Raw genomic sequence first — 19,890 nt, 5'->3', positions numbered from 1 at the left:
CTTCGCCTCGTCGGCGTCCGCGGTAGGTGACTAACGACTGCAGCAAGCCTCGCTGCCGAGGCGGAAAGCGGGGCGCTTCAGAAGGGGGCATCGCGGATGATGCCTCCGCCTTTGTTGCCCCCGGTCGTGGTCCCGCGCTGCGCCGGCACAGGCTTCTGCGGTGCTGGAGCTGTCTTGGGCTCGGTCGCCGGCGTCGCCGGCGTCGCCGGCGACGCGGCGGCGGTGGGGGGCGCGGCGGCGGGCGGCGGCGCGGAGGAGGACGGCGGCGCGGAGGGAGATGTCGCCGCCGCGGAGGTCGGAGGGCTCGCTGGCGCTGAGGCGCTCGGCGCCGGCGCAACGCCGACGGCCGTGGCAGCGGGCGAAGGGCCGTCGGTCGCCTGCGCGGTGACGGCGGGAGGTGCCGCCGTCGCCGCGGGCGGCGCCTCCGCCGCGGACGGCGCCTCCGCCGCGGGCGGCGTGGGATCGGCGCCGGCGTCGTCGTGACGCAGGGCGCGGACGACGAAGAAGAGGAAGACCGCGCCGACGAGGGCGATGATGATCCGCAGCGCCGCCTTGTTCGGCGTGGAGACCGGGAGCTCGATGGGATCGTGGTCTTCGGTGCGCACGGCCGACGCGGCCACCGAACCGGCGCCCTCCGGCGCCGAGCGCGATGCGCGAGAGCGGGTGCGCGCAGGCCGCGCGGACGGCGGCTCCTGCTCGCGCGCAGGGGAGGGGGCCGGCTCCGGGCGCCCCGGTTCAGCGGCCCGCGCGCCGGCCTCGCCGCCGAGCTCGGCCGCCGGCGCGTCGTCCGCCGCATCCGGCTCGCCGACGCCCACGCGCGTCTTTCCGGCGGGCGCGAGGTACTGACCCGGCTTCGCCGCGCCGCCCTCCGGAACTCCGGCAGCGCCGCCGGCAGCGCCGCCGCTCGTCGGGGCATCCGCGAGCGGTCGAGGCGCGGGGCTGTCCTGCGCGCCGGCATCGGGAGCGCCCGCCGCAGCCTTGGGCGTGGCCTCCGCGACCGGCGCCCCCTGCGCGTCGTCGCCGACGGCGATGGTCGGGACCCCCTCGATCACGGTGTCGGACACGCCGGAGGCGCCGGCCGGCGGCGCTTCCAGCACGCGCGCCGCGGGCGCGATCGGCGCGGCAGAGAAGGCGGCCATCGCCGGCTCACGCCCCGCGGCCGGCGCATCGACCGGCGGCGCCGCGGCCCCCGGCGGCTTCGCGGCCGGCCCACCGACGAGGGGCGCCGCCGCGGCCCCCGGCGGCTTCGCGGCCGGCGCACCGACGAGGGGCGCCGCCGCGGCCTCCGGCGGCTTCGCGGCCGGGGCGCCGGGGGCGCTGCCGCGCTCGTCGCCTCGGACACCGGGGGCGCTGCCGCGCTCGTCGCCTCGGACACCGGGGGCGCTGCCGCGCTCGTCGCCCCGGGCGCCCGACAGCTCGTCGAACCCCTCCCAGGAGGGCCGGATCGACGCCGCGATCCGATCCGCTTCCTCCGCAGAGAGGGAGCGCTCACCAGGTTCCGCGGTCGTCGGTCGCTCCCCCGCAGTCATCGCGGTGAGGAACTTATCACCCGCGTCTGCCGCACCGCAATCTCGCGACGGATCCGCGGGTCGCCCTCCCGGAGCGCGGCGGCGGGGGCGCGCGCCGCCCGACGCCCCGGGAGTCGCCTCGACCCGCTCATCCGCCGCGCACCTCGCGCAGCAGCGCGTCGTCCCACTTGTCGGCGACCTGGCTCACCGTCGTGACGATATCCTCGAACTCTTCGTACTCGAGCGCGCTGAGCCGCCGCAGGCAGCGCACCACCACCTCGTTGCGCGACCTGTCGATCGCGAACGCCGCGTCGGAGGTGGCGACGAAGCTGAGCTCCAGCAGGCGCCGGTAGAAGGCCTCCCGCCCGGTCAGGGGGACGGCCATGATCGGAGAGAAGACCATCAGGACCCCCTGCGCCTCGAGCACGTTGACGCCGATCGTCGCGCTCCCGTGCTGGAGCTGCGCGTAGCCGGTCTCGTCGAGCGCGCTCGCGCCGCCCGGCGATCCGGCCCCGCCCCGAGCGCTCGCGGCGTACCGGGCGAGATACGCGTTGACCATGCTCGTCGCGTCGGCAAACCTCTCCCCCGACGCACGATCCGCGTAGAGGGGTTCTGTGGATGAAGTGGGCGTGAGGTCGGGCACGTGAAACCTCCGGGACGTATCGCCGTTCGCTCGGCGCGCGGGGCAGCTCTGGCGAAACGACGGCGCACCACCCCAGCGCAGCCGCATCGTAGCGCCCTGGCCTTCTCGGCGATCACGCTTTTTACAGTGGCCGCGCACACCCTCGGGTGCGGCGCCGACGGCGGCGCGCCCGCCGCTCCCGCCGCCCCCTCCGACGAGCAGCGCGCCGCCGCGCTGCTCGATCCGGGCGCGCTGCTCCCGCCCCGCGCCGAGACGGTCGCCCTCGCCGACGCCGTCGCCATCGCGTCGTCGCGGGCCGAGGCCGGGGCGCCGGCCGCCGCGCTCGCGGAGCTCGCCGCCGACCTTCGCGTGCGGCTCTTCCGCCTCGACCAGGCGGCCACCGACGCGCGCGAGGCGATGGAGCTGTACAGCGCCGCGGCGACCGCCTTCCGCGCCTCGGCCGATCCGGCCCACCTCGAGCGCGCGTGCCAGGCCGAGCGACGCCGCGCGCTGCTCGCCGGCGAGCTCGCCCGCGACGCCGCCGTCGCCTACCGCGAGCTCTACCTGGTCTCCCGGCGCTACGCGGCCCTCTCGCCGCCCGCGTCCGGCGGCGCGCCGCCCGCGGCCTCGCCGTGCCTCGGCGCCATCGCGGTCGCCCTGGCGCAGGCCGCCGCCTACCGGCCCAGCGGGGACGCGCTGCGGGCCCTGGAGCAGGAGGGGCACCGCGTCGAGGGCGTCGCGCTCGCGCTCGCGCTCGCGCCGGGCGCCTCCGCCGCGCCGGCGAGCGCGGCGCCGGTGCAGGCGACCGCCGACGCCGCGGGCGATCTCGTCGTCGCTCCACCGGCGTCCGCGGCGCCCGCAGGCCCGGTGAAGGTCACGTCGATCGAGCGGCACGGCTCGGACAAGGGGGCGCGCGTGGTCATCGAGCTCTCCGCGCCGACGACGTTCGACGTCGGCACGCTCCCGGCGGACGAGACCGCCGGCAAGGACGCGCGCATCTTCGTCGACATCGCGAGGGCGACGTCGCGCGGCGTCGCGCGGGAGATCGAGGTCGGCGGCGTCCTCAGGCGCGTGCGCGTCGGCGTGCAGCCGAAGGGCACGCGCGTCGTCCTCGATCTCGCCGCCAACCTGTACCGCCGGATCTTCTACCTGCCCGAGCCGTTCCGGATCGTCGTCGACGTGAGCACCCGCCCGCCGGTGCGCGACGACGAGGCCAAGCCCGGCGGCGCGCGGGAGGTCCGTCGCGTCGCGATCGACCCCGGGCACGGCGGCAACGACACCGGCGCCGTCGGCCCGACCGGGCTGAAGGAGAAGGACGTGACGCTCGACGTCGCCCACCGCGTCGCCCCGCTCCTCGCGCGCGAGCTCAAGATCGAGACGCTCCTCACCCGGGACAGCGACGTCTACGTCCCGCTCGAGCTCCGCACCGCGCGCGCGAACGCGTTCCACGCCGACCTGTTCGTCTCGATCCACTGCAACGCCAGCGACAACGGCCGCGCGCGCGGGGTCCAGACCTTCTCGCTCGCGGCGCCCCACGACGCCGAGTCGACGTCGGCCGCGCTCGCGGCGCGCGAGAACGCCGCCCGCGCCGCCAGGGGAGGGCAGGGCGCGGAGCCGGGCGATCCCGAGGCCCGCCGGGAGGTGGCGGCGATCCTGTCGAACCTCAACGTCGGCGACATGGCGGCCCGCTCGCGCCACTTCGCCGAGCTCCTCCAGCGGTCGTCGCTCGCCTCGCTGTCGCCCCGCTACCCCGACACGAAGGACCAGGGCGTCAAGGGCGCGGGCTTCTTCGTCCTGGCGGGCGCCGACATGCCGGCCGCGCTGTTCGAGACCTCGTTCATCTCGAACCCCGAGGACGAGGCGCGCCTCGCCACCGCCGATTTCCGGCAGAAGATGGCGGACGCCATCGTGAACGCGATCCGCGCCTACCGCGAGGGCAAGTGAAGGGCGAGGACGGCCCGAAGAGGCGCCGTCCGCGCCGGGATCACCCCCGCTCGAGGCCCATGAGCCGCTCGAGCGAGTCGCGCAGCTCGCCGGCCTCGCCCTTCTTGATGAAGTCGTAGGCGCCGGCCTCGGTCGCGTTCTTCTTCATCTCCTCGTGGTTCGAGTAGACGATACAGCGGATGTGCGAGGTCGAGTCGATCGACCGGAGGCGCTCCAGGCAGCGCACGCCGTCGAGCCCCGGCATCATCACGTCCAGGATGAGCGCGTCGGGCTGGAGGTTGCCCACCGCGACGAGGGCGTCGAACGGATCCTGGAACGTGGTCAGGTCGAACCGCCGCGAGAGGGTCTTGCGGAGCGCGGCGAGGACGGCGGGGTCGTCGTCGACCACGACGACCTTCGGCTTGCCCATCCGCAGGATCTCCGGGATGGGGTAGCCGTACTTGCGGAGGAAATCGAGCACGTCCAGCCGCCGGAAGCGGAGGTGCCGTCCGGGCGTGCGGAAGTGGCGGATTTCCCCCTTGTCCGCCCAGTTGTGGATGGTCTTGAGGTCCACCTGACAGAAGCGCGCGACGTCGCTCGCGGTGAACAGCTCGGGCTGCGTCGTGTTCTCTTTCGGGTTCGTTTCCATGGCTCACTCCTCGAGATCAGGCGTCGCCGGCACGGAGGGGGCAGTCGTCTGGGGGGTGTCGAAGCTCGTCGTGGATCTGGGCTCTCGTTCCTGTTTGATGTGGATCGGGGATCCATGTGCGCAGCATTCTTCAGCGACGAAGCGCCCGTCGCGCAGGACATAACGGGTCGGGCCGTCGACGCGCCGCTCGCGGATCTCGTGCGAGGGGTCGCCCGGCAGCGCCAGGTAGGGCGGCTCGGCCCCATCGCCCGGGACGAAGCGCGGGCAGATCGGCAGGAGCGGCTGGCGTTCCGCGAGCGCCACGGCGCTGCGCACGTCGGGGGCCGCGGCGAGCAGCTCGAGCGTGCGCGACGTCGGCGGGGCGAGAACGATCTCGCCACGCGCGGCGCGCTCCAGCACCTTCGAGGGCGCGGCCCAGAAGCTCGTCGTCGTCTCGTGCCCGTCGTGGCGCCCGACCTGGCCGCGCGGCAGCGGCAGCAGGAAGAAGCGCGCGTCGAAGCGGCGCGCCTCGGCGGCGGGCGTGATCCACCGGGCCCACGGCACGAGCGCCGCGAGGGCGAGCTTCAGGCCACGCCGCTCGAGGCTCGCGTCGAGCGGCGTCCCGGCGGCGAGCTCCCGCGCGACCGCGTCGATCTCGCCGTCGGACAGCGGCGGATCCGTCGGCAGGATCGCCCCCTCCTCCAGCGTCTCGCGGCACGCCGCCACGCACAGCGCTCGCGCCGCGATCGCGTCCGTCGCGAGCGCAGCGGCGCGCGCCGGCGGATCGGTCGCCCGATCCCTCCAGACTTCCGCGCCGTCCTGCGCGTCCACCTTCCCACCCGGGAACACCACGGCGCCGCCCATGAAGCTCGAGCTCGCGTGGCGGCGGACGCAGAACACCTCGACCCCCACGCGACCGTCACGCAGGACGATCACCGTGGCGGCATCGCGAGGTCGGATCGGGGTTCGGTTCTGATCGAAATCCAGCAATATGGGATAAATTTGTTCCACGTGAGCTGTCTTTCGTCAAACCGTCCGCTGCGTCTCTTTTCCGGCGTGCTCTGCGGTGAGCATGCGGGTTTGAGGCCAAAACCGCCGCCCTTTCTTGCAGCTCGGGGCGTTCCCGCAGGCGCTTTCCATGCTCTCCCGACATCGATGCCGCCGCGAGCGATCGGTCGCGGCCGTTGCGTTGATACGGCGGTGAATGCAGCGGAGATCGCCGCGTGCATCGGACGAACTCTGCCACCGACGGAGGCGTCGTTGACGGGCACGGCGCTCACGCCTAGAATCCCGCGCCTCGCTATTTCGGGGGGCTATCTGGCCTCTCCGGACATGTCGCGGAGCCGTAAGCCCCGTTCCGGCAGCCCGGGGGTCGACGCCCCGCGGCTTGCATGCGCCAGGGAGCTCAGACGGCGGCGCCGAACGGCGCATTCGACGCGAGAGGACCTATGAACAAGGCCCAGCTGAAAAAGTTCAAGACCCTGCTTGAGACGAAGCGCGACGAGATCGTCAAGAAGGCCAAGCAAACGCTGACCGAAGACATGATGCTCGACGCGAACGATCTCCCGGACGAGATGGACCTCGCGTCGAGCGAGTACCTGCAGTCGTTCACCTTCCGGCTCCGCGGCCGCGAGAAGTCGTTCCTCGACAAGATCCACAAGGCGCTCCTGAAGATCGAGGACGGCACGTTCGGCCAGTGCGAGGAGTGCGAGGAGGAGATCTCGACGAAGCGCCTCGAGGCGCGCCCCGAGACGACCCTCTGCATCCGCTGCAAAGAGGACCAGGAGCGGGTCGAGAAGGACTACGGCTGAACGCCGCGCGCGGAGGTCCGCACCTTCGGCCTCCGCGCGGTGGTGCCGCCGTGCCGTCGGGCGTGCGCTCCGCCTCCGGTCCACCTCGCGGGGACCGGGCGGGGCCACGCCCGCTCTGTTATTTGCGGGCCGACGCCCGGCCGCGCGGCGCCTGCGGGCCGCGGCGCTTGGACGCCGCGAGCACCTCGCGCAGGTACGCGCCGGTGAACGACGCCTCCTCCTGGGCGACGTCCTCCGGGGTGCCCGCAGCGACGATCGTCCCGCCGCGCTCGCCGCCCTCGGGGCCGAGATCGATCACCCAGTCGCTGCACGCGATCACGTCGAGGTTGTGCTCGATGACGAGGACGGTGTTCCCGGCGTCGCGCAGGCTCATGAGGCTCGCGGTGAGCACCTCGATGTCCGAGAAGTGCAGGCCCGTGGTCGGCTCGTCGAGCACGTAGAGCGTGCGGCCGGTGGCCTTGCGCGCGAGCTCGCGCGCGAGCTTCACGCGCTGCGCCTCGCCGCCCGAGAGCGTCGTCGCGGGCTGGCCCAGCGTGATGTAGCCGAGGCCGACCCGCGCGAGCGCGGCCAGCCGCTCGCGGACGCGGGGGAGCGCCTCGAACTGCTCGATCGCCTGCTCGACCGTGAGGTCGAGCGCGTCCGCGATCGACATCCCGCGGTAGAGCACCTCGAGCGTCTCGCGGTTGTACCGGCGGCCCCCGCACGTCTCGCACGTGACGAAGATGTCGGGCAGGAAGTGCATCTCGATCCGGAGCACGCCGTCGCCCTGGCACGCCTCGCAGCGGCCGCCCTTCACGTTGAACGAGAAGCGGCCGGCCTTGTACCCGCGCGTCCTCGCCTCCGGCAGGCCCGCGTAGAGCTCGCGGAGCAGCCCGAAGACCCCCGTGTACGTCGCCGGGTTGGAGCGCGGCGTGCGGCCGATGGGCGCCTGATCGATCGAGATCACCTTGTCGATGTGCGAGAGGCCCTCGATGCCGTCGCACGCTCCGATCGGGGCGGAGCTCCGGTACAGCTCGTTCTTCGCGGCCGGCAGGAGCGTGTCGACGATGAGGCTCGACTTGCCGGAGCCGGACACGCCCGTGACCGTGCAGAAGAGGCCGACCGGGATCTCGGCCGTCACGTTGCGGAGGTTGTGCGCCCGCGCGCCGGCCACGCGGATGGAGCGCCCGTCGGGGCGCCGGCGCTTCGTGGGGATCGCCAGCTGCTTCTTGCCGCTGAGGTAGGGGCCCGTGATCGACGCGGGATCGGCGCTCAGCTCCTCCGGCGTGCCTTGCGCCACGACGTTGCCGCCGTGCACGCCCGCGCCCGGGCCCATGTCCACGACGTGGTCGGCCGCGAGGATGGCGTCGCGGTCGTGCTCGACGACGACGACGGTGTTGCCGAGATCCACGAGCCGCCGGAGCGCCTCGAGCAGGCGCGTGTTGTCGCGCGCGTGCAGGCCCACCGAGGGCTCGTCGAGCACGTAGAGCACGCCGACGAGCGCGGCCCCGATCTGCGTCGCCAGGCGGATGCGCTGGCCCTCGCCGCCGGAGAGGGTCTGCGCGGAGCGATCCAGCGTGAGGTAGTCGAGGCCGACGTCGATGAGGAAGCCGAGGCGGGCGATCACCGCGCGGAGCAGCGGCTCGGCGATCGCGCGCTCGCGCGGCGCGAGCCCGCCGTCGGCCGGCGGCTCGCCCGCGGCGTCGCCGCCGCCGGAGGGCCGCGGCGCCCCGTCCTTCGGCGGCATGAGCCCCTCGAGGAAGGTGCGCAGCGTGCGCAGCGGCAGGGTGCCGACCTCCGCGATGTTGCGATCGCCGAGGCGCACGGCGAGCGCCTCGGGGCGCAGGCGCCTGCCGTCGCAGGCGTCGCACACCCGCGTGATGACGAAGCGGCCGATCTCGTCGGAGAGCGCGGCGCTGTCCTCGTCGGGGTCGGCGTCCTCCTCGTCGGCGAGGGCGGGCTCGCCGCTGCTCAGGAGCCGCTCGAGCCGCGGGATGATCCCCTCGTAGGCCGCCTTCTTCTTCCCTCGGCCGCCGGCGCCCGAGGCGTCGCTCCCCTCGAGGATCGCCTGCCGCACGGCCGCCGGCAGCTTCGCCCACGGCACGTCCGGATCGCAGCCGAGCGCGCTCACGGCCCGCTCCGTCTCGGTGGCGAGCGAGAGCGAGCCGCGGCGCCCCCACGCCACCACGGCGCCCTCGCGCAGCGTCCGCCGCGGATCCGGGACCACGCGGTCCGGATCGATGCGCGTCCTCGCGCCGATGCCGTCGCAGGCGGGGCAGGCGCCGTGCGGGCCGTTGAAGGAGAACATCCGCGGCTCGATCGGCGGCAAGGAGATGCCGCAGTCGATGCACGCGAAGCGCTCGCTCATCCAGAGCGGCTCGATCTTCATGCCGTCGCTGGAGATGTCGACGAGCAGCCGGCCTTCGCCCAGCTTGAGGGCGAGCTCGACCGAGTCGGTGAGCCGGCCCTTGATGCCCTCCTTGACCACGATCCGGTCCACGACCACGTCGAGGTCGTGGGCGCGCGTGCGGTCGAGGACGATCTCGTCGCCGAGGTCGACGATCTCGCCGTCGATGCGCGCGCGCACGAACCCCTCGCGCCGCAGCCGCTCGATGTCGAGCTTCAGCTCGCCGCGGCGGCCCCGCGCGATCGGCGCCATGATCGTGACCCGCGTCTTGTCCCCGAAATCGAGGATGCGGTCGACGATCTGCTGCACGGTCTGGGCCTCGATCCGCTTGCCGCACGCGGGACAGTGGGGGGTGCCGACCCGCGCGAAGAGCAGGCGGAGGTAGTCCGAGATCTCGGTCACCGTGCCGACGGTCGAGCGCGGGCTCTTGGCCAGCGCGCGCTGCTCGATCGCGATCGCGGGCGAGAGGCCCTCGATCGACTCCACGTCGGGCTTGGACAGCTGCTCGAGGAACTGCCGCGCGTACGCGGAGAGCGACTCGACGTAGCGGCGCTGCCCCTCCGCGTAGATGGTGTCGAACGCCAGGGACGATTTGCCCGAGCCGCTCGGGCCGGTGATCACCACCAGGCGGTCGCGCGGAAGCGACACGCTGACGTTCTTGAGGTTGTGCTGCCGAGCGCCTCGAACGACCAGTCGATCCATAGGGGGAACCGGAGAGCTATCACACACGGCAGCGGGCGGGGCGCGCTCCTGCGCGCGCGCCGCCCTCCCGCCGTGGCGTCCCGCATTCCCGGCGGGCGAGGCGCGTTTCCCGTTTGCTCGATGCGCGGCGCGTCTTCCCGTTCTTCCGGTGCGCAGCGCGTCGAGACGCGCCGCGCCGGACGTGGTGTTCCGGAGGTCCTGCAATTCTTCTCACGTCGCTGCGCCGCGAGCTGGACTATGAGGGGGCGCGCGGGGTGACGTGGAAGCGCAACGTAGGAGCATCCTGATGGCGGTCGGCGCCGGCGCTGCGCTCGGCGCGGTCGCGCTCCTCGCGCGGTACGCCCCCGAGCTCGACGCGCTGCTGCTCATGCCGCCGGCTCCGCCCGGGCGCTCCGCGGCCCTGCCTGCCGCGCCGCGCTCCGCGGACGCCGCGGCGCCGGCCTCCCCGCCGCTCGCGTCCGACGCGCCCGGCGCGCCCGCTCGCCCGGGGGAGCCGGCGGCGTCCGCGGAAGGCGCGCCCCCCGGGCCGGCGCCGGTGCCCCGGGGCGCGCCGGCCTCCGCGGCCCCGCCGGTCGACCGCTTCGCGGACGATCCGGCGGCGCGCGCCGCGTGTCCGGCCGACATGACCCTCGTGGAGGGCGATTTCTGCCCGTCCCTCCCGTATGTCTGCGCGCGCGCCGGCGACGGGATCGGCCACGGCTGCGCCGAGTACGCGCGCGGCGCGCGCTGCCGGGCGGCCGTGGACCCCCGGCGCTTCTGCATCGACCGCCACGAGTGGCCGAACCGGGTCGGCGAGCTCCCGCGCGTCTACGTCGACTGGCACGAGGCGAGGTCGCTCTGCGCCTCGATCGGCAAGCGGCTCTGCCGGCGCTCCGAGTGGATCCTCGCTTGCGAAGGACCGAAGCGCTTGCCTTATCCTTGGGGATTCGTGCGCACGCCGAGCCCCTGCAACATCGATCGCGCGGCGATCGCGTTCGACATCGACGCGATGGTCGACGAGGAGACCCGCGAGGGCGAGATCGCCCGGCTGTGGCAGGCCGATCCGATCGGATCGCACCCCAACTGCATCAGCGCGTACGGGGCGTACGACCTCGCCGGCAACGTCGACGAGTGGACCGACAACCTCGCCGACGATCCGGGCACGTCGCGACCGGCCACGCTCAACGGCGGCTACTGGGGTCCCGTGCGGAACACCTGCCGCCTCACGACGGGGGGGCACGGGCCGACCTTCAGGTTCTACCAGGCCGGTTTCCGTTGCTGCGCCGACACGATCGACGGCGTCGTCACGCCGCCGCCGCGGCCGTTCATCGAGCGCGACCGCGAGAAGGACGGCGTGTACGACTGACATGCGCGAGCGCCTCGCCTTCCTCGCCGCCCTCGCCGTCGCCGCCCTGGTGAGCGCGCTCCTCTTCGCCCCGCGCTTCCAGCGGCGGCCGGAGCCGCTCGACCTCTCGAGCGCGGCGCCGCCGGCGAGCGTCCCGCCGCCGGAGCCTGCGCCGCCCGCGCCCGCGCTCGCGCCCCCTCCGCCCCCGCCGCTGCCCGCGTACGTGCGCGTCAACCCGGCGAGCGCCACGGCGTGCCTCGGCGGGATGGTGCTCGTGGACGGCATCTACTGCCCCTACGTCGGCCACCACTGCGCCTCCTACATCGACGAGGAGAAGGACATCTGCGCGCGGTTCGAGCCCGAGGTCCTCTGCGAGGGGCGCCTCCAGCACCGGCGCTTCTGCATCGACGTCTTCGAGTACCCGAACATCGAGGGCGTCCGCCCGGCGGTGATGGTCAACTGGCTGGAGGCGAAGCGCGCCTGCGAGATCGAGGGCAAGCGGCTCTGCTCCGGCGAGGAGTGGGAGTTCGCGTGCGAGGGCCCGCAGATGTGGCCCTATCCCTACGGGATCGCCCGCGATCCCGAGGCCTGCAACATCGACCGGAAGATCGCGATGCCCGTGCTCGAGGTGTTCGGCGACCCCTGGAAGATCTCGGCGGAGGTCGAGCGGCTTGACCGCCGGGTCGCGTCCGGGGAGATGCACCGGTGCGTGAGCCCCTTCGGCGTGCGCGACATGACCGGCAACGTCGACGAGTGGGTCAACAACGAGCTCGGCCACCTGGACGAGCAGCCGTTTCGATCGACGCTGAAGGGCGGGTACTGGGGGCCGATCCGCTCGCGATGCCGCCCGGTCACCTCGACGCACAACCGGTGGTTCCGCTTCTATCAGGTCGGGTTCCGCTGCTGCGCCGACGCGCTGGACGGGGGCAAGGCCGTGTCCCCCGCCGCGAAGACGGCCCGCATCCCGCGCCGCAGCCCGATGGCCGATCCGGCCGGGCGGCAGGGTCCGTGAGCGATCGCTGCCCGAGCGGACCCGCGCCGCCGGCGCGGCGCCGCCCGGTTAGGCTCGCCCCCGCCGCGGCGCTCTCGCGCGGCCGAGCCGCCCCGGACCGCCGCGGCGCCGCCGTGAAGCCGCCGTGGACCTAGACGGCCGAAGCGCTCCCCTTCCAACTGCGCGCCGCTTGGACTACGTTGTCGGCCGGTGCGAAAGTGGGCGGACCCGAAGGGGCTTCGCTCATGCACCAGGGCCTATAGCTCAATCGGTCAGAGCCCCCGGCTCATAACCGGGCTGTTCCTGGTTCGAGTCCAGGTGGGCCCACGAAAGCCACGAAACAGAAGGAGACAAGGAAGCACGTGAGCATCCGCGAGCAGATCGCATTCCTCGAAGAGCTGTCGGCCATCGACAGCGATATCCGCCGCATCGATGAGCAGCTCGACAAGCAGCGCGGCAGCCTGGAAGGGATGCGGTCCGAGCTGAAGCGGCTAGAGGAGCGGCTGAAGGCCGATCGGGAGACCCTGGCGGCCATGGAGAAGACGCGCTCCGAGCTCGTCGTCGAGCTCCGTCAGATGTCGACCCAGATCGAGCGATCGCGGGAGAAGCTGCAGCGCTCCCGCAACGAGCGCGAGTCGAACGCGGCGCAGCGCGAGATCGAGGAGCTGCGCAAGCTGCACCGCGATCGCGAGGAAGAGATCGAGCGCCTGAACGCCGCCTCCGAGGGCGCGCGCGGGGCGATCGATCAGGCCGAGGCGAAGCGCGTCGAGCTCGCGGGGGCGATCGACGGCAGCGCGCCGGGGACGCAGGCGTCGCTGGCGGCGCTCGAGGCCGAGCGCGCCCAGCGCGCCGAGGCGCGCCAGCAGGTGGTCAGCAAGCTGCCGGTCGTGCTGTACCGTCGCTACGAGTCGATCCGCACGCGCAGGCCCGTCGCGATCGCCCGCACCTACGACGGCACGTGCCTCGGCTGCCACCTGTCCGTGCCGCCGATGATGTTCCAGAAGATGCGCCGCCAGGAGGAGTTCGAGCGGTGCCCGAACTGCAACCGGATCCTCTACTACATGCCGCCAGAGCCCGCGCCGGGCAGCTCGCCGGCCGCGGACCCCTCCCGCGCCTGACCCCGGGTGCGGCTTGAAGACCTGCTCCGCCTGCTTCAGGCTCTTCTCGCAGGACAGCGGCTTCTGCCCGGTCGACGGGCAGCGCCTCATCCCGGTCGCGCAGGCCTCGCCGCCGCGGCACCCGGACGACCGGCGCGTCGGCGCGACCCTCTGCGGCGGGCGCTATCAGGTTTGGCGCATCGTCGCGGACGGGGGCATGGGGCGCGTCTACCAGGCGCTCGATCTCCGCGCTGGCCGCAGCGTCGCCCTGAAGATCCTCCACCCCGAGGTCGCGCTCGACGAGGTGAGCGTCGAGCGCTTCCACCGCGAGTTCGAGGTCAGCGCGTCGCTGCCCCACGAGCACATCGTCGAGGTGCTCGCCTTCGAGAAGACCGAGGACGACAGCTTCGCGCTGGTGATGGAGTACCTCGAGGGCGAGGAGCTGCGGACGGTCCTGAAGCGCGACAAGGTGCTGCCCCCCGAGCGCCTCGTGCGGATGCTGTCGCAGGTGGCGCTGGGCCTCGTGGAGGCCCACGAGCGCAAGGTCGTGCACCGCGATCTCAAGCCGGACAACATCTTCCTCGTCGGCACGCACGACGGCGACCGGGTGAAGATCCTCGACTTCGGCAGCGTGCGCGACAACAGCGAGGGCGCGAAGAAGCTGACCGTCGTCGGCACGACGATCGGCTCGCCCTTCTACATGTCGCCCGAGCAGGCGCAGGGGCTGCTCGCGCTCGACCACCGCGCCGACGTCTGGTCGGTCGCGGCGATCGTGTTCGAGTGCGTCACCGGGCGGGTCCCGTTCCACGCGCCGACCGGCCCGATGATCCTCGTCGCCATCATGGGCAGCAACCCGGTGCCCCCGAGCGAGGCGGGCAAGGCGTACGGGGTGCCGGCGTCGCTCGATCCGGTGATGGAGGAGGCGTTCATGAAGAGCCCGGAGGCGCGCCTCCCGTCCGTCGGCCTGCTGGCCGACCGCGTCGGTCAGGCGTACGGCCTCGCGGGGTCTCACCGCGACTGGGCGTACATGCCGCAGAAGGAGCTCGCGGCCCGGATCCGCGCCGCGATGCCGGCCGTGCTGGCCCGCCACCGGCAAGGGGCGGCGGGCGCCGGCGCGGCGCTCGCCGGCGCGGCCGCCGCCGGCGCCGAGCGATCGCCCGTCGCCGCCGCGGTCGCCGCACCGTCGGCGGGGGCCACCGACGCGTTCGCCGAGGATATCGTCATGGGGGTGCCCCAGCGCATGCCGCGGTGGGTCGTCCCCGCGGTGGCCAGCGCGGCCGTGCTGCTCTGTGCGCTCGTCGCCCTGCTGATCTCGCGCTGAAATCGCGGGTGGAGGCGCCTCCGACCGCGCGCACGTCAGGCGCCGCGGCGCATGAGGCCGTCGCGCCGCGGGAGGCCCCCGCAGCGCCGCGGCGCGTGAGGCCGTGGCGGCGCCGCAGCGCGTGAGGCCGCCGCAGCGCGCTGCGGCCGCCGCGGCACCGGCGCCCGTCCTCACGGGCGCGGGGGGCCCCCTGTTCGCGCGGAAGCCGCCGCTGTGTTATTTGTGTTGACCATGAGCACTCATCCTTCAACTCGGACCCGCAAGCCTCTCCCCGCCGCGATGTGCCTGATCGCCCTCTCCGGGCTCGCCGTCGTCGGCTCGGGGTGTAGCCAGAGCGAAGCGGCGACCTCCCGCGGCGTCGCGGATGTGCCTGCGGCGTCACCCCAGGGCGGAAAATCGAAGGTCGAGGATGCGGTCTACACCCTCGAGATGAAGCCGACGGGGACGTACAAGGCCGGCCAGGAGGGGGTCGTCGAGGTCTCGCTCCTGTCGAAGGGCGACTACCACATCAACGACAAATACCCCATCAAGTTCAAGGTCACTGAGCCGGCCGCCGAGGGCGTCTCCTACCCGAAGCCCTTGCTCAAGCGAGAAGACGGCGCGTTCGAGGAGAACAAGGGCGTCCTCAAGGTCCCGTTCGTCGCGGCCAAGAAGGGCAAGTCCAAGGTGGCGGGCGTGCTCTCCTTCAGCATCTGTAGCGCCGCGAACTGCCTGATGCAGAAGCAGGAGCTCGAGGCGGTCATCGACGTGCAGTAGGCCCAACGGTAAACTCGGCCTCACGTGAATAACGACACCTCCGGTAGCCGGGGGGGCCAGCCCAGCGCGGTCGGCCCCAGCCAGACAGTTCAAGGCAGTGCGGCGGAGCGGGCTCGAAAGGCCCTCTCCGAGCTCGACACCATCGCCATATCGATGGCCCGGCGCTTCAACGAAGAGCAGCGGGTCCTCTCCTTCCAGCAGTACCTGGAGCTGTTCGCCTCCAACCCGGTCCGCTTCGGGCGCGACGCGGCTCGCTACGTCCGCGACATGTTCGATCATTTCGGCACGCGGACGATCAAGAAGCCCTGGGGTGAGCTGACCCGCTTCCAGCTGTTCGATCTTCCGTGGGAGCTCCCCGCGGACGGGGCGGCGCAGCAGGGCGCGACGTCGTCGGCCGCGTATCACGGGCGGGATTTCGCGCTGATCGGCCACGAGGAGCTCCAGGCCGAGGTCTACCGGGTGCTCTGCAACTTCGTGCGCGAGGGCAGGGCCAACCGGCTCATCCTGATGCACGGGCCGAACGGCTCGGCGAAGAGCACGCTCGCCGCCTGCATCCTGCGGGCGCTGGAGCACTACTCGACCCTCGACGAGGGCGCCCTGTACCGCTTCCACTGGGTCTTCCCGAGCCGCAAGACGACCCGCGGCTCGATCGGCTTCGGCGGCGACGTGAAGGCGAGCGCCGCGGACGGCGCGAGCTACGCCCACCTCGAGGACGATCAGATCGACGCGCGGCTCGTGATCGAGCTCCGGGACCACCCGCTGTTCCTGCTCCCGGTGCGCGAGCGGCGCGCGCTCATCCTGAAGCTCTACGAGGACGCCGGCGCGACGGAGCCGCCGCCCGAGTGGCTCATGAGCGGCAAGCTGTCCCACAAGAACCAGCAGGTCTTCGAGGCGCTCCTCGTGGCGAGCAACGGCTCGCTCGTCGAGACGCTGCGGCACGTCCAGGTCGAGCGGTACTTCATCTCGCGCCGCTACCGCGTCGGCGCCGTCACGATCGGCCCGGAGCTCTCGGTCGACGCCGGCGAGCGGCAGATCACGGCGGATCGCTCGCTCGCCTCGCTGCCGACCTCCCTCCAGGCGACGACGCTCTTCGAGGCGCACGGCGAGCTCATCGAGGCCGCCGGCGGCGTGCTCGAGTTCAGCGATCTCCTGAAGCGCCCGCTCGACGCCTTCCGCTACCTCCAGCTCACGCTGGAGACCGGCGAGGTCAGCCTGCCGCAGCAGACGTTGCAGACGAACGTCGTCATGATCGGCAGCGCCAACGACGTGCACCTCAACGCGTTCCGGGAGCACCCGGAGTTCCCGAGCTTCCGCGGGCGCTTCGAGCTCCTGCGCGCGCCCTACCTCCGGAGCTACCTCGACGAGCAGACGATCTACGACGGGCAGATCGTCCCGTTCGTGACCCGCCACGTCGCCCCGCACGCGACGCGCGTCGCCGCGCAGTTCGCCGTGCTCACCCGCATGCGCCAGCCGGAGGCGAAGCGGTACCCCGACGCGCTCGCGCCGCTCGTCTCGAGCCTCACCGCGGTCGAGAAGATGGAGCTGTTCGCGACGGGCACGGCGCCGGAGCGGTTCGACGCCGAGGCGCAGAAGGTCCTGCGCGCGGGCATCGAGGCCATCTACCACGAGAGCGACGCGTCCGTGGACTTCGAGGGGCGGCTCGGCGTCTCGCCGCGCGAGGTTCGGACGCTCCTGCTCGACGCGGCGCAGAGCCCGGACCACGCGTGCCTATCGCCGTTCGCCGTGCTCTCGGAGCTCGACGCGCTCTGCAAGCGGCAGGCGGAGTACGACTGGCTCAAGGAGAAGCAGCTCGCGGGCGGCTACCACGACCACCGGCTCTTCCGCGAGGTCGTGCGCACGCGCCTGCTCGACACGATCGAGGAGGAGATGCGGTCGGCGAGCGGCCTCGTCGACGAGACCCGCTACGCCGAGCTGTTCGATCGGTACATCTCCCACGTCGGCGTCTGGGTGAAGGGCGAGAAGATCCGGAACCCGCACACCGGCGACTTCGAGAACCCGGACGAGCGCATGATGCGCGAGGTGGAGGCGCTGCTCGGCGTCCGCACGAAGCACGACGACCACCGGCGCGGCCTGATCTCGGCGATCGCCGCGTGGGCCATCGACCACCCGGGTCAGAAGATCGTGAACGCGGTCGTGTTCCCGCAGCAGATCCGCAAGCTGCGCGAGGCGGTGTTCACGGAGCGGCGTAAGGGCGTGGCGCTGCTCGTGCGCGACCTCGTCGCGCTCCTCCGAGACGCGCAGGGCGACGGCAAGTCCGAGAAGGGCTGGGGCGAGCTGCGCGAGGAGGAGCGCAGGAACGCGACGCGCGCGCTGGAGCGGCTGCACGGGATGGGCTACTGCGATCGCTGCGCGCTCGACGCCGCGAGCGCGCTGCTCCGCGCGCGCTTCGCGGAGCTCGTCACCTGAGCCGAAGCATGCTCATCGACTCGCACTGCCACGTCGACCCTCACCATTTCCGCGAGGGCGCGGACGCCGTCCTCGACCGCGCGCGCGCCGCCGGCGTCGACGCGTTCGTGGTCGTCGGCGTCGACGCGGACCTGTCCGCGGCGCGCTTCGCGGCGGAGCTGGCGGCGCGGCGCGCCGACGTGCACGCCGCGGTCGGCGTCCACCCGCACGACGCGTCCGCCCTGGATGACAGGATGCTCGCGGAGCTCGAGGCGCTGGCGCGCCGCCCCGAGGTCGTGGCCGTCGGCGAGATCGGCCTCGACTACCACTACATGCACTCGCCGAAGGACACACAGCAGCGCGTCTTCGCCGACCTCGTCGCCCTCGCGCGGCGGGTGCGGAAGCCGATCGTCATCCACACGCGCGAAGCGCCGGAGGACACGCTCGCGATCCTGGAGCGCGCAGGCGCGAGCGACGTGGGCGGTATCATCCACTGCTTCTCCGAGGATCGCGCGTTCGCCGAGCGGGCGCTCGCGCTCGATTTCGATCTCTCGTTCTCGGGCATCGTCACCTTCAAGAGCGCGCGGGCGATCCAGGAGGTCGCGGCGTGGGCTCCCGGGGACCGGATCCTGGTCGAGACCGACAGCCCCTACCTCGCGCCCGTGCCGTTCCGCGGCAAGCGGTGCGAGCCGGGGCACGTGCTGCACACGGCCCGCTTCGTCGCGGAGCTCCGGGGCGAGCCGTTCGAGGCGCTCGCCGCGCGCACCGCGGAGAACACCCGCCGGCGGCTGCGGCTCCCGAAGGGAGACGCGCCCGCCGCGCCCGCTATCTGAGCCGCGCCCGACGTGGGACATGAGCGCCGCGCTTCTTCCGGCGGTTCCGCCTCCGGGCTCGCCTCGTGTTCGTTTCGAGCCATAGTGACAGGACGATGCAGAGATCTCGCGACGGCCGCCGGATCGCATCCGCGTGGGCGCTCTCCGTCGCTGCTCACGCCGGGCTCGTCGGGGCAGGCGCGGCGATCGTCGCGGGCTCGCTCTCGACGCGCGAGGTGACGGTCGCGCGCATCGCCGGCGCGCCGGCCGCGCCGAGCGCGACGATCGAGATCGAGCTGCCGGTGGTCTCGGACGGCACGCTCGACAGCGCGCCGGCGATCGCGCCCGAGCTGCCCGCGAGCCTCGCGCGCGGCGGAGGCGAAGCCGCAGCGCGGCCGGACACGGGCACGCGCGGCCGCGGCGGCACGGACGCGGCCGCGCTGCCCGCGCTGAACCTCGCGGACAGGGACGACGCGACCTTCCTGTCGCCCGAGGTCCGCTCGCGGCTCGACAGGAGCCAGATCCAGCGCATCCGCTCGTCGTCGCGCCGCGCGTCGCGCGAGGACTGGCGCGCCAGCCGGGAGCCCATGGAGCTCACGTTCCTCGCCGGCGGCCGCGTCGGCAGCCGGCCCGAGCGACGGGCCGCGGCCGAGCGCGATCCGTCGGTCGGGGCGCGCGACAGCGGCGCGCCCGAGCGTCGGGGCGGCGCGCTCGGCGCCGCGGCGCGGCCGGCGGGCGCCGAGGGCGCGGCCGACGAGGCCGGCGCGCCCGGCGCGACGCTGTCCCTCGGAGCGACGCCGCGCGCGGTCGGCGGGGCCGTGGAGGGGGGCGAGCGCTCGTCCGCGGGGCTCGGCGTGCGCGACGGGCGGCCCGGCGCGGATCATCGCGACAGCGCGGCGGTCCCGCTGGCGCGGCCGATGGTCGCCGCGGGCACGCCCTCGGTCCCCGCCGACGTCGCGGGGCGCCCGAACGACACGGTCGACAGCGAGCAGGAGGTGGCGACGGCGATCCAGTCGCTCGTTCATGCGAGCTCGGCCGGCGGCGCGCGCGGGCTCGGTCCGGGCGGAGAGGCGGGGCCGGGCGCGACCGGCTCGGGCGGCGTGGCGGGCAGCGGCGCGCGCTCCAGCGCGCTCGGCTCGGGGCGCGGCCGGCTGCTCGACAACGATCCGCTCGATCGCCGCCGCAGCCTCTACATGCGGCAGGTCATGGCCAAGCTGCACCCGCTCTGGGCCGACGCGTTCCCCAAGTGGGCTGCGGGCGAGGGGCTCCAGGGGACCGTGATCGTGACCTTCGTGATCCGGGCGGACGGGACCGTGAGCAGCGCATCGGTGACGCGGCCGAGCGGCATCCCGGAGTTCGACGAGAATTGCCGGCGCGCCGTGCTGCGCGGCGCGCCGTACCCGCCGGTGCCCCCCGAGCTCGGCGAGAGCTTCCGGTGGTCGATGCCCTTCGAGGCGAGGAACCCCGCCGTCCTGCCGCAGCTCCCCGCGCGCACGATGAACGACGAGCGATGAGCGCGTCGCCCGAGCACGTCGCCCGAGCACGTCGACAGCGTCGCAGCGCGCAAGACATCGCTTGACAGGGTGGGAACGGGGCGGTACTA

Annotated in this window: 15 protein-coding genes and 1 tRNA gene; 11 read left to right on the top strand and 5 right to left on the bottom strand. The window is 73.4% G+C overall.

What is annotated here, in order from left to right; all coding sequences use genetic code 11:
• Nucleotides 1–77: 77 nt before the first annotated feature.
• Nucleotides 78–1,529: a hypothetical protein gene (locus WME83_RS22845; protein ID WP_437321403.1), complete on the bottom strand. Its 1,452-nt coding sequence runs from the start codon at nucleotides 1,527–1,529 to the stop codon at nucleotides 78–80.
• A 127-nt stretch (nucleotides 1,530–1,656) separates the two neighbouring features.
• Nucleotides 1,657–2,067 (bottom strand): YbjN domain-containing protein, encoded by a 411-nt coding sequence (locus tag WME83_RS22840; RefSeq protein WP_437321402.1) that lies wholly within the window; start codon nucleotides 2,065–2,067, stop codon nucleotides 1,657–1,659.
• Nucleotides 2,068–2,277: 210 nt separating this feature from the next.
• Here WME83_RS22840 and WME83_RS22835 point away from each other — a divergent pair, with 210 nt between their 5' ends.
• The gene (locus WME83_RS22835; RefSeq protein WP_437321401.1) at nucleotides 2,278–4,074 is read left to right on the top strand and encodes an N-acetylmuramoyl-L-alanine amidase; all 1,797 of its coding nucleotides are present in this window, start codon (nucleotides 2,278–2,280) and stop codon (nucleotides 4,072–4,074) included.
• Between the two features lie 40 nt (nucleotides 4,075–4,114).
• On the opposite strand, the gene WME83_RS22830 is transcribed toward WME83_RS22835, so the two are convergent.
• Complete coding sequence (locus WME83_RS22830; protein WP_020736479.1) at nucleotides 4,115–4,702, bottom strand: response regulator; 588 nt, start codon at nucleotides 4,700–4,702, stop codon at nucleotides 4,115–4,117.
• Nucleotides 4,703–4,705: 3 nt separating this feature from the next.
• Entirely contained in the window at nucleotides 4,706–5,617 is a 912-nt protein-coding gene (locus WME83_RS22825) for an NUDIX hydrolase (protein ID WP_437321400.1), read from the bottom strand.
• Nucleotides 5,618–6,129: 512 nt separating this feature from the next.
• On the opposite strand from WME83_RS22825, the gene WME83_RS22820 reads away from it, so the two are divergent.
• Nucleotides 6,130–6,492, top strand: coding sequence for a TraR/DksA family transcriptional regulator (locus WME83_RS22820; protein WP_437321399.1), 363 nt, complete (start codon nucleotides 6,130–6,132; stop codon nucleotides 6,490–6,492).
• A 118-nt stretch (nucleotides 6,493–6,610) separates the two neighbouring features.
• On the opposite strand, the gene uvrA is transcribed toward WME83_RS22820, so the two are convergent.
• Entirely contained in the window at nucleotides 6,611–9,580 is a 2,970-nt protein-coding gene (gene uvrA, locus WME83_RS22815) for an excinuclease ABC subunit UvrA (protein WP_437321398.1), read from the bottom strand.
• 286 nt (nucleotides 9,581–9,866) lie between these two features.
• Between uvrA and WME83_RS22810 the strand changes: the two genes are divergently transcribed.
• The 9 genes from WME83_RS22810 to WME83_RS22770 all read left to right on the top strand — a co-directional run bounded on the left by WME83_RS22810 (nucleotide 9,867) and on the right by WME83_RS22770 (nucleotide 19,801).
• Nucleotides 9,867–10,925, top strand: a complete 1,059-nt coding sequence (locus WME83_RS22810) for a formylglycine-generating enzyme family protein (protein WP_437321397.1) — start codon at nucleotides 9,867–9,869, stop codon at nucleotides 10,923–10,925.
• Nucleotide 10,926: 1 nt separating this feature from the next.
• On the top strand, nucleotides 10,927–11,916 hold the full coding sequence (locus tag WME83_RS22805) for a formylglycine-generating enzyme family protein (protein ID WP_437321396.1): 990 nt from the start codon (nucleotides 10,927–10,929) through the stop codon (nucleotides 11,914–11,916).
• Between the two features lie 232 nt (nucleotides 11,917–12,148).
• A tRNA-Ile gene (locus WME83_RS22800) sits at nucleotides 12,149–12,222 on the top strand.
• Between the two features lie 35 nt (nucleotides 12,223–12,257).
• Nucleotides 12,258–13,013 carry a zinc ribbon domain-containing protein gene (locus WME83_RS22795; RefSeq protein WP_437321395.1) on the top strand — a complete coding sequence of 252 codons (756 nt, stop codon included), beginning with the start codon at nucleotides 12,258–12,260 and terminating at the stop codon, nucleotides 13,011–13,013.
• Between the two features lie 13 nt (nucleotides 13,014–13,026).
• Nucleotides 13,027–14,313: a serine/threonine-protein kinase gene (locus tag WME83_RS22790; protein ID WP_437321394.1), complete on the top strand. Its 1,287-nt coding sequence runs from the start codon at nucleotides 13,027–13,029 to the stop codon at nucleotides 14,311–14,313.
• Between the two features lie 231 nt (nucleotides 14,314–14,544).
• On the top strand, nucleotides 14,545–15,069 hold the full coding sequence (locus tag WME83_RS22785; protein WP_437321393.1) for a hypothetical protein: 525 nt from the start codon (nucleotides 14,545–14,547) through the stop codon (nucleotides 15,067–15,069).
• Between the two features lie 153 nt (nucleotides 15,070–15,222).
• The gene (locus tag WME83_RS22780; protein WP_437321392.1) at nucleotides 15,223–17,496 is read left to right on the top strand and encodes a PrkA family serine protein kinase; all 2,274 of its coding nucleotides are present in this window, start codon (nucleotides 15,223–15,225) and stop codon (nucleotides 17,494–17,496) included.
• An 8-nt stretch (nucleotides 17,497–17,504) separates the two neighbouring features.
• Nucleotides 17,505–18,308, top strand: a complete 804-nt coding sequence (locus WME83_RS22775; protein WP_437321391.1) for a TatD family hydrolase — start codon at nucleotides 17,505–17,507, stop codon at nucleotides 18,306–18,308.
• Nucleotides 18,309–18,403: 95 nt separating this feature from the next.
• Entirely contained in the window at nucleotides 18,404–19,801 is a 1,398-nt protein-coding gene (locus WME83_RS22770; RefSeq protein ID WP_437321390.1) for an energy transducer TonB family protein, read from the top strand.
• Nucleotides 19,802–19,890 lie beyond the last annotated feature (89 nt).

The sequence above is a fragment of the Sorangium sp. So ce385 genome (genome assembly GCF_051474135.1).
Classification (GTDB): Bacteria; Myxococcota_A; Polyangia; order Polyangiales; family Polyangiaceae; genus Sorangium; species Sorangium cellulosum_D.
The sequence above is the reverse complement of the archived record's forward strand: the minus strand, read 5'-3'. Positions and strand labels throughout refer to the sequence as shown.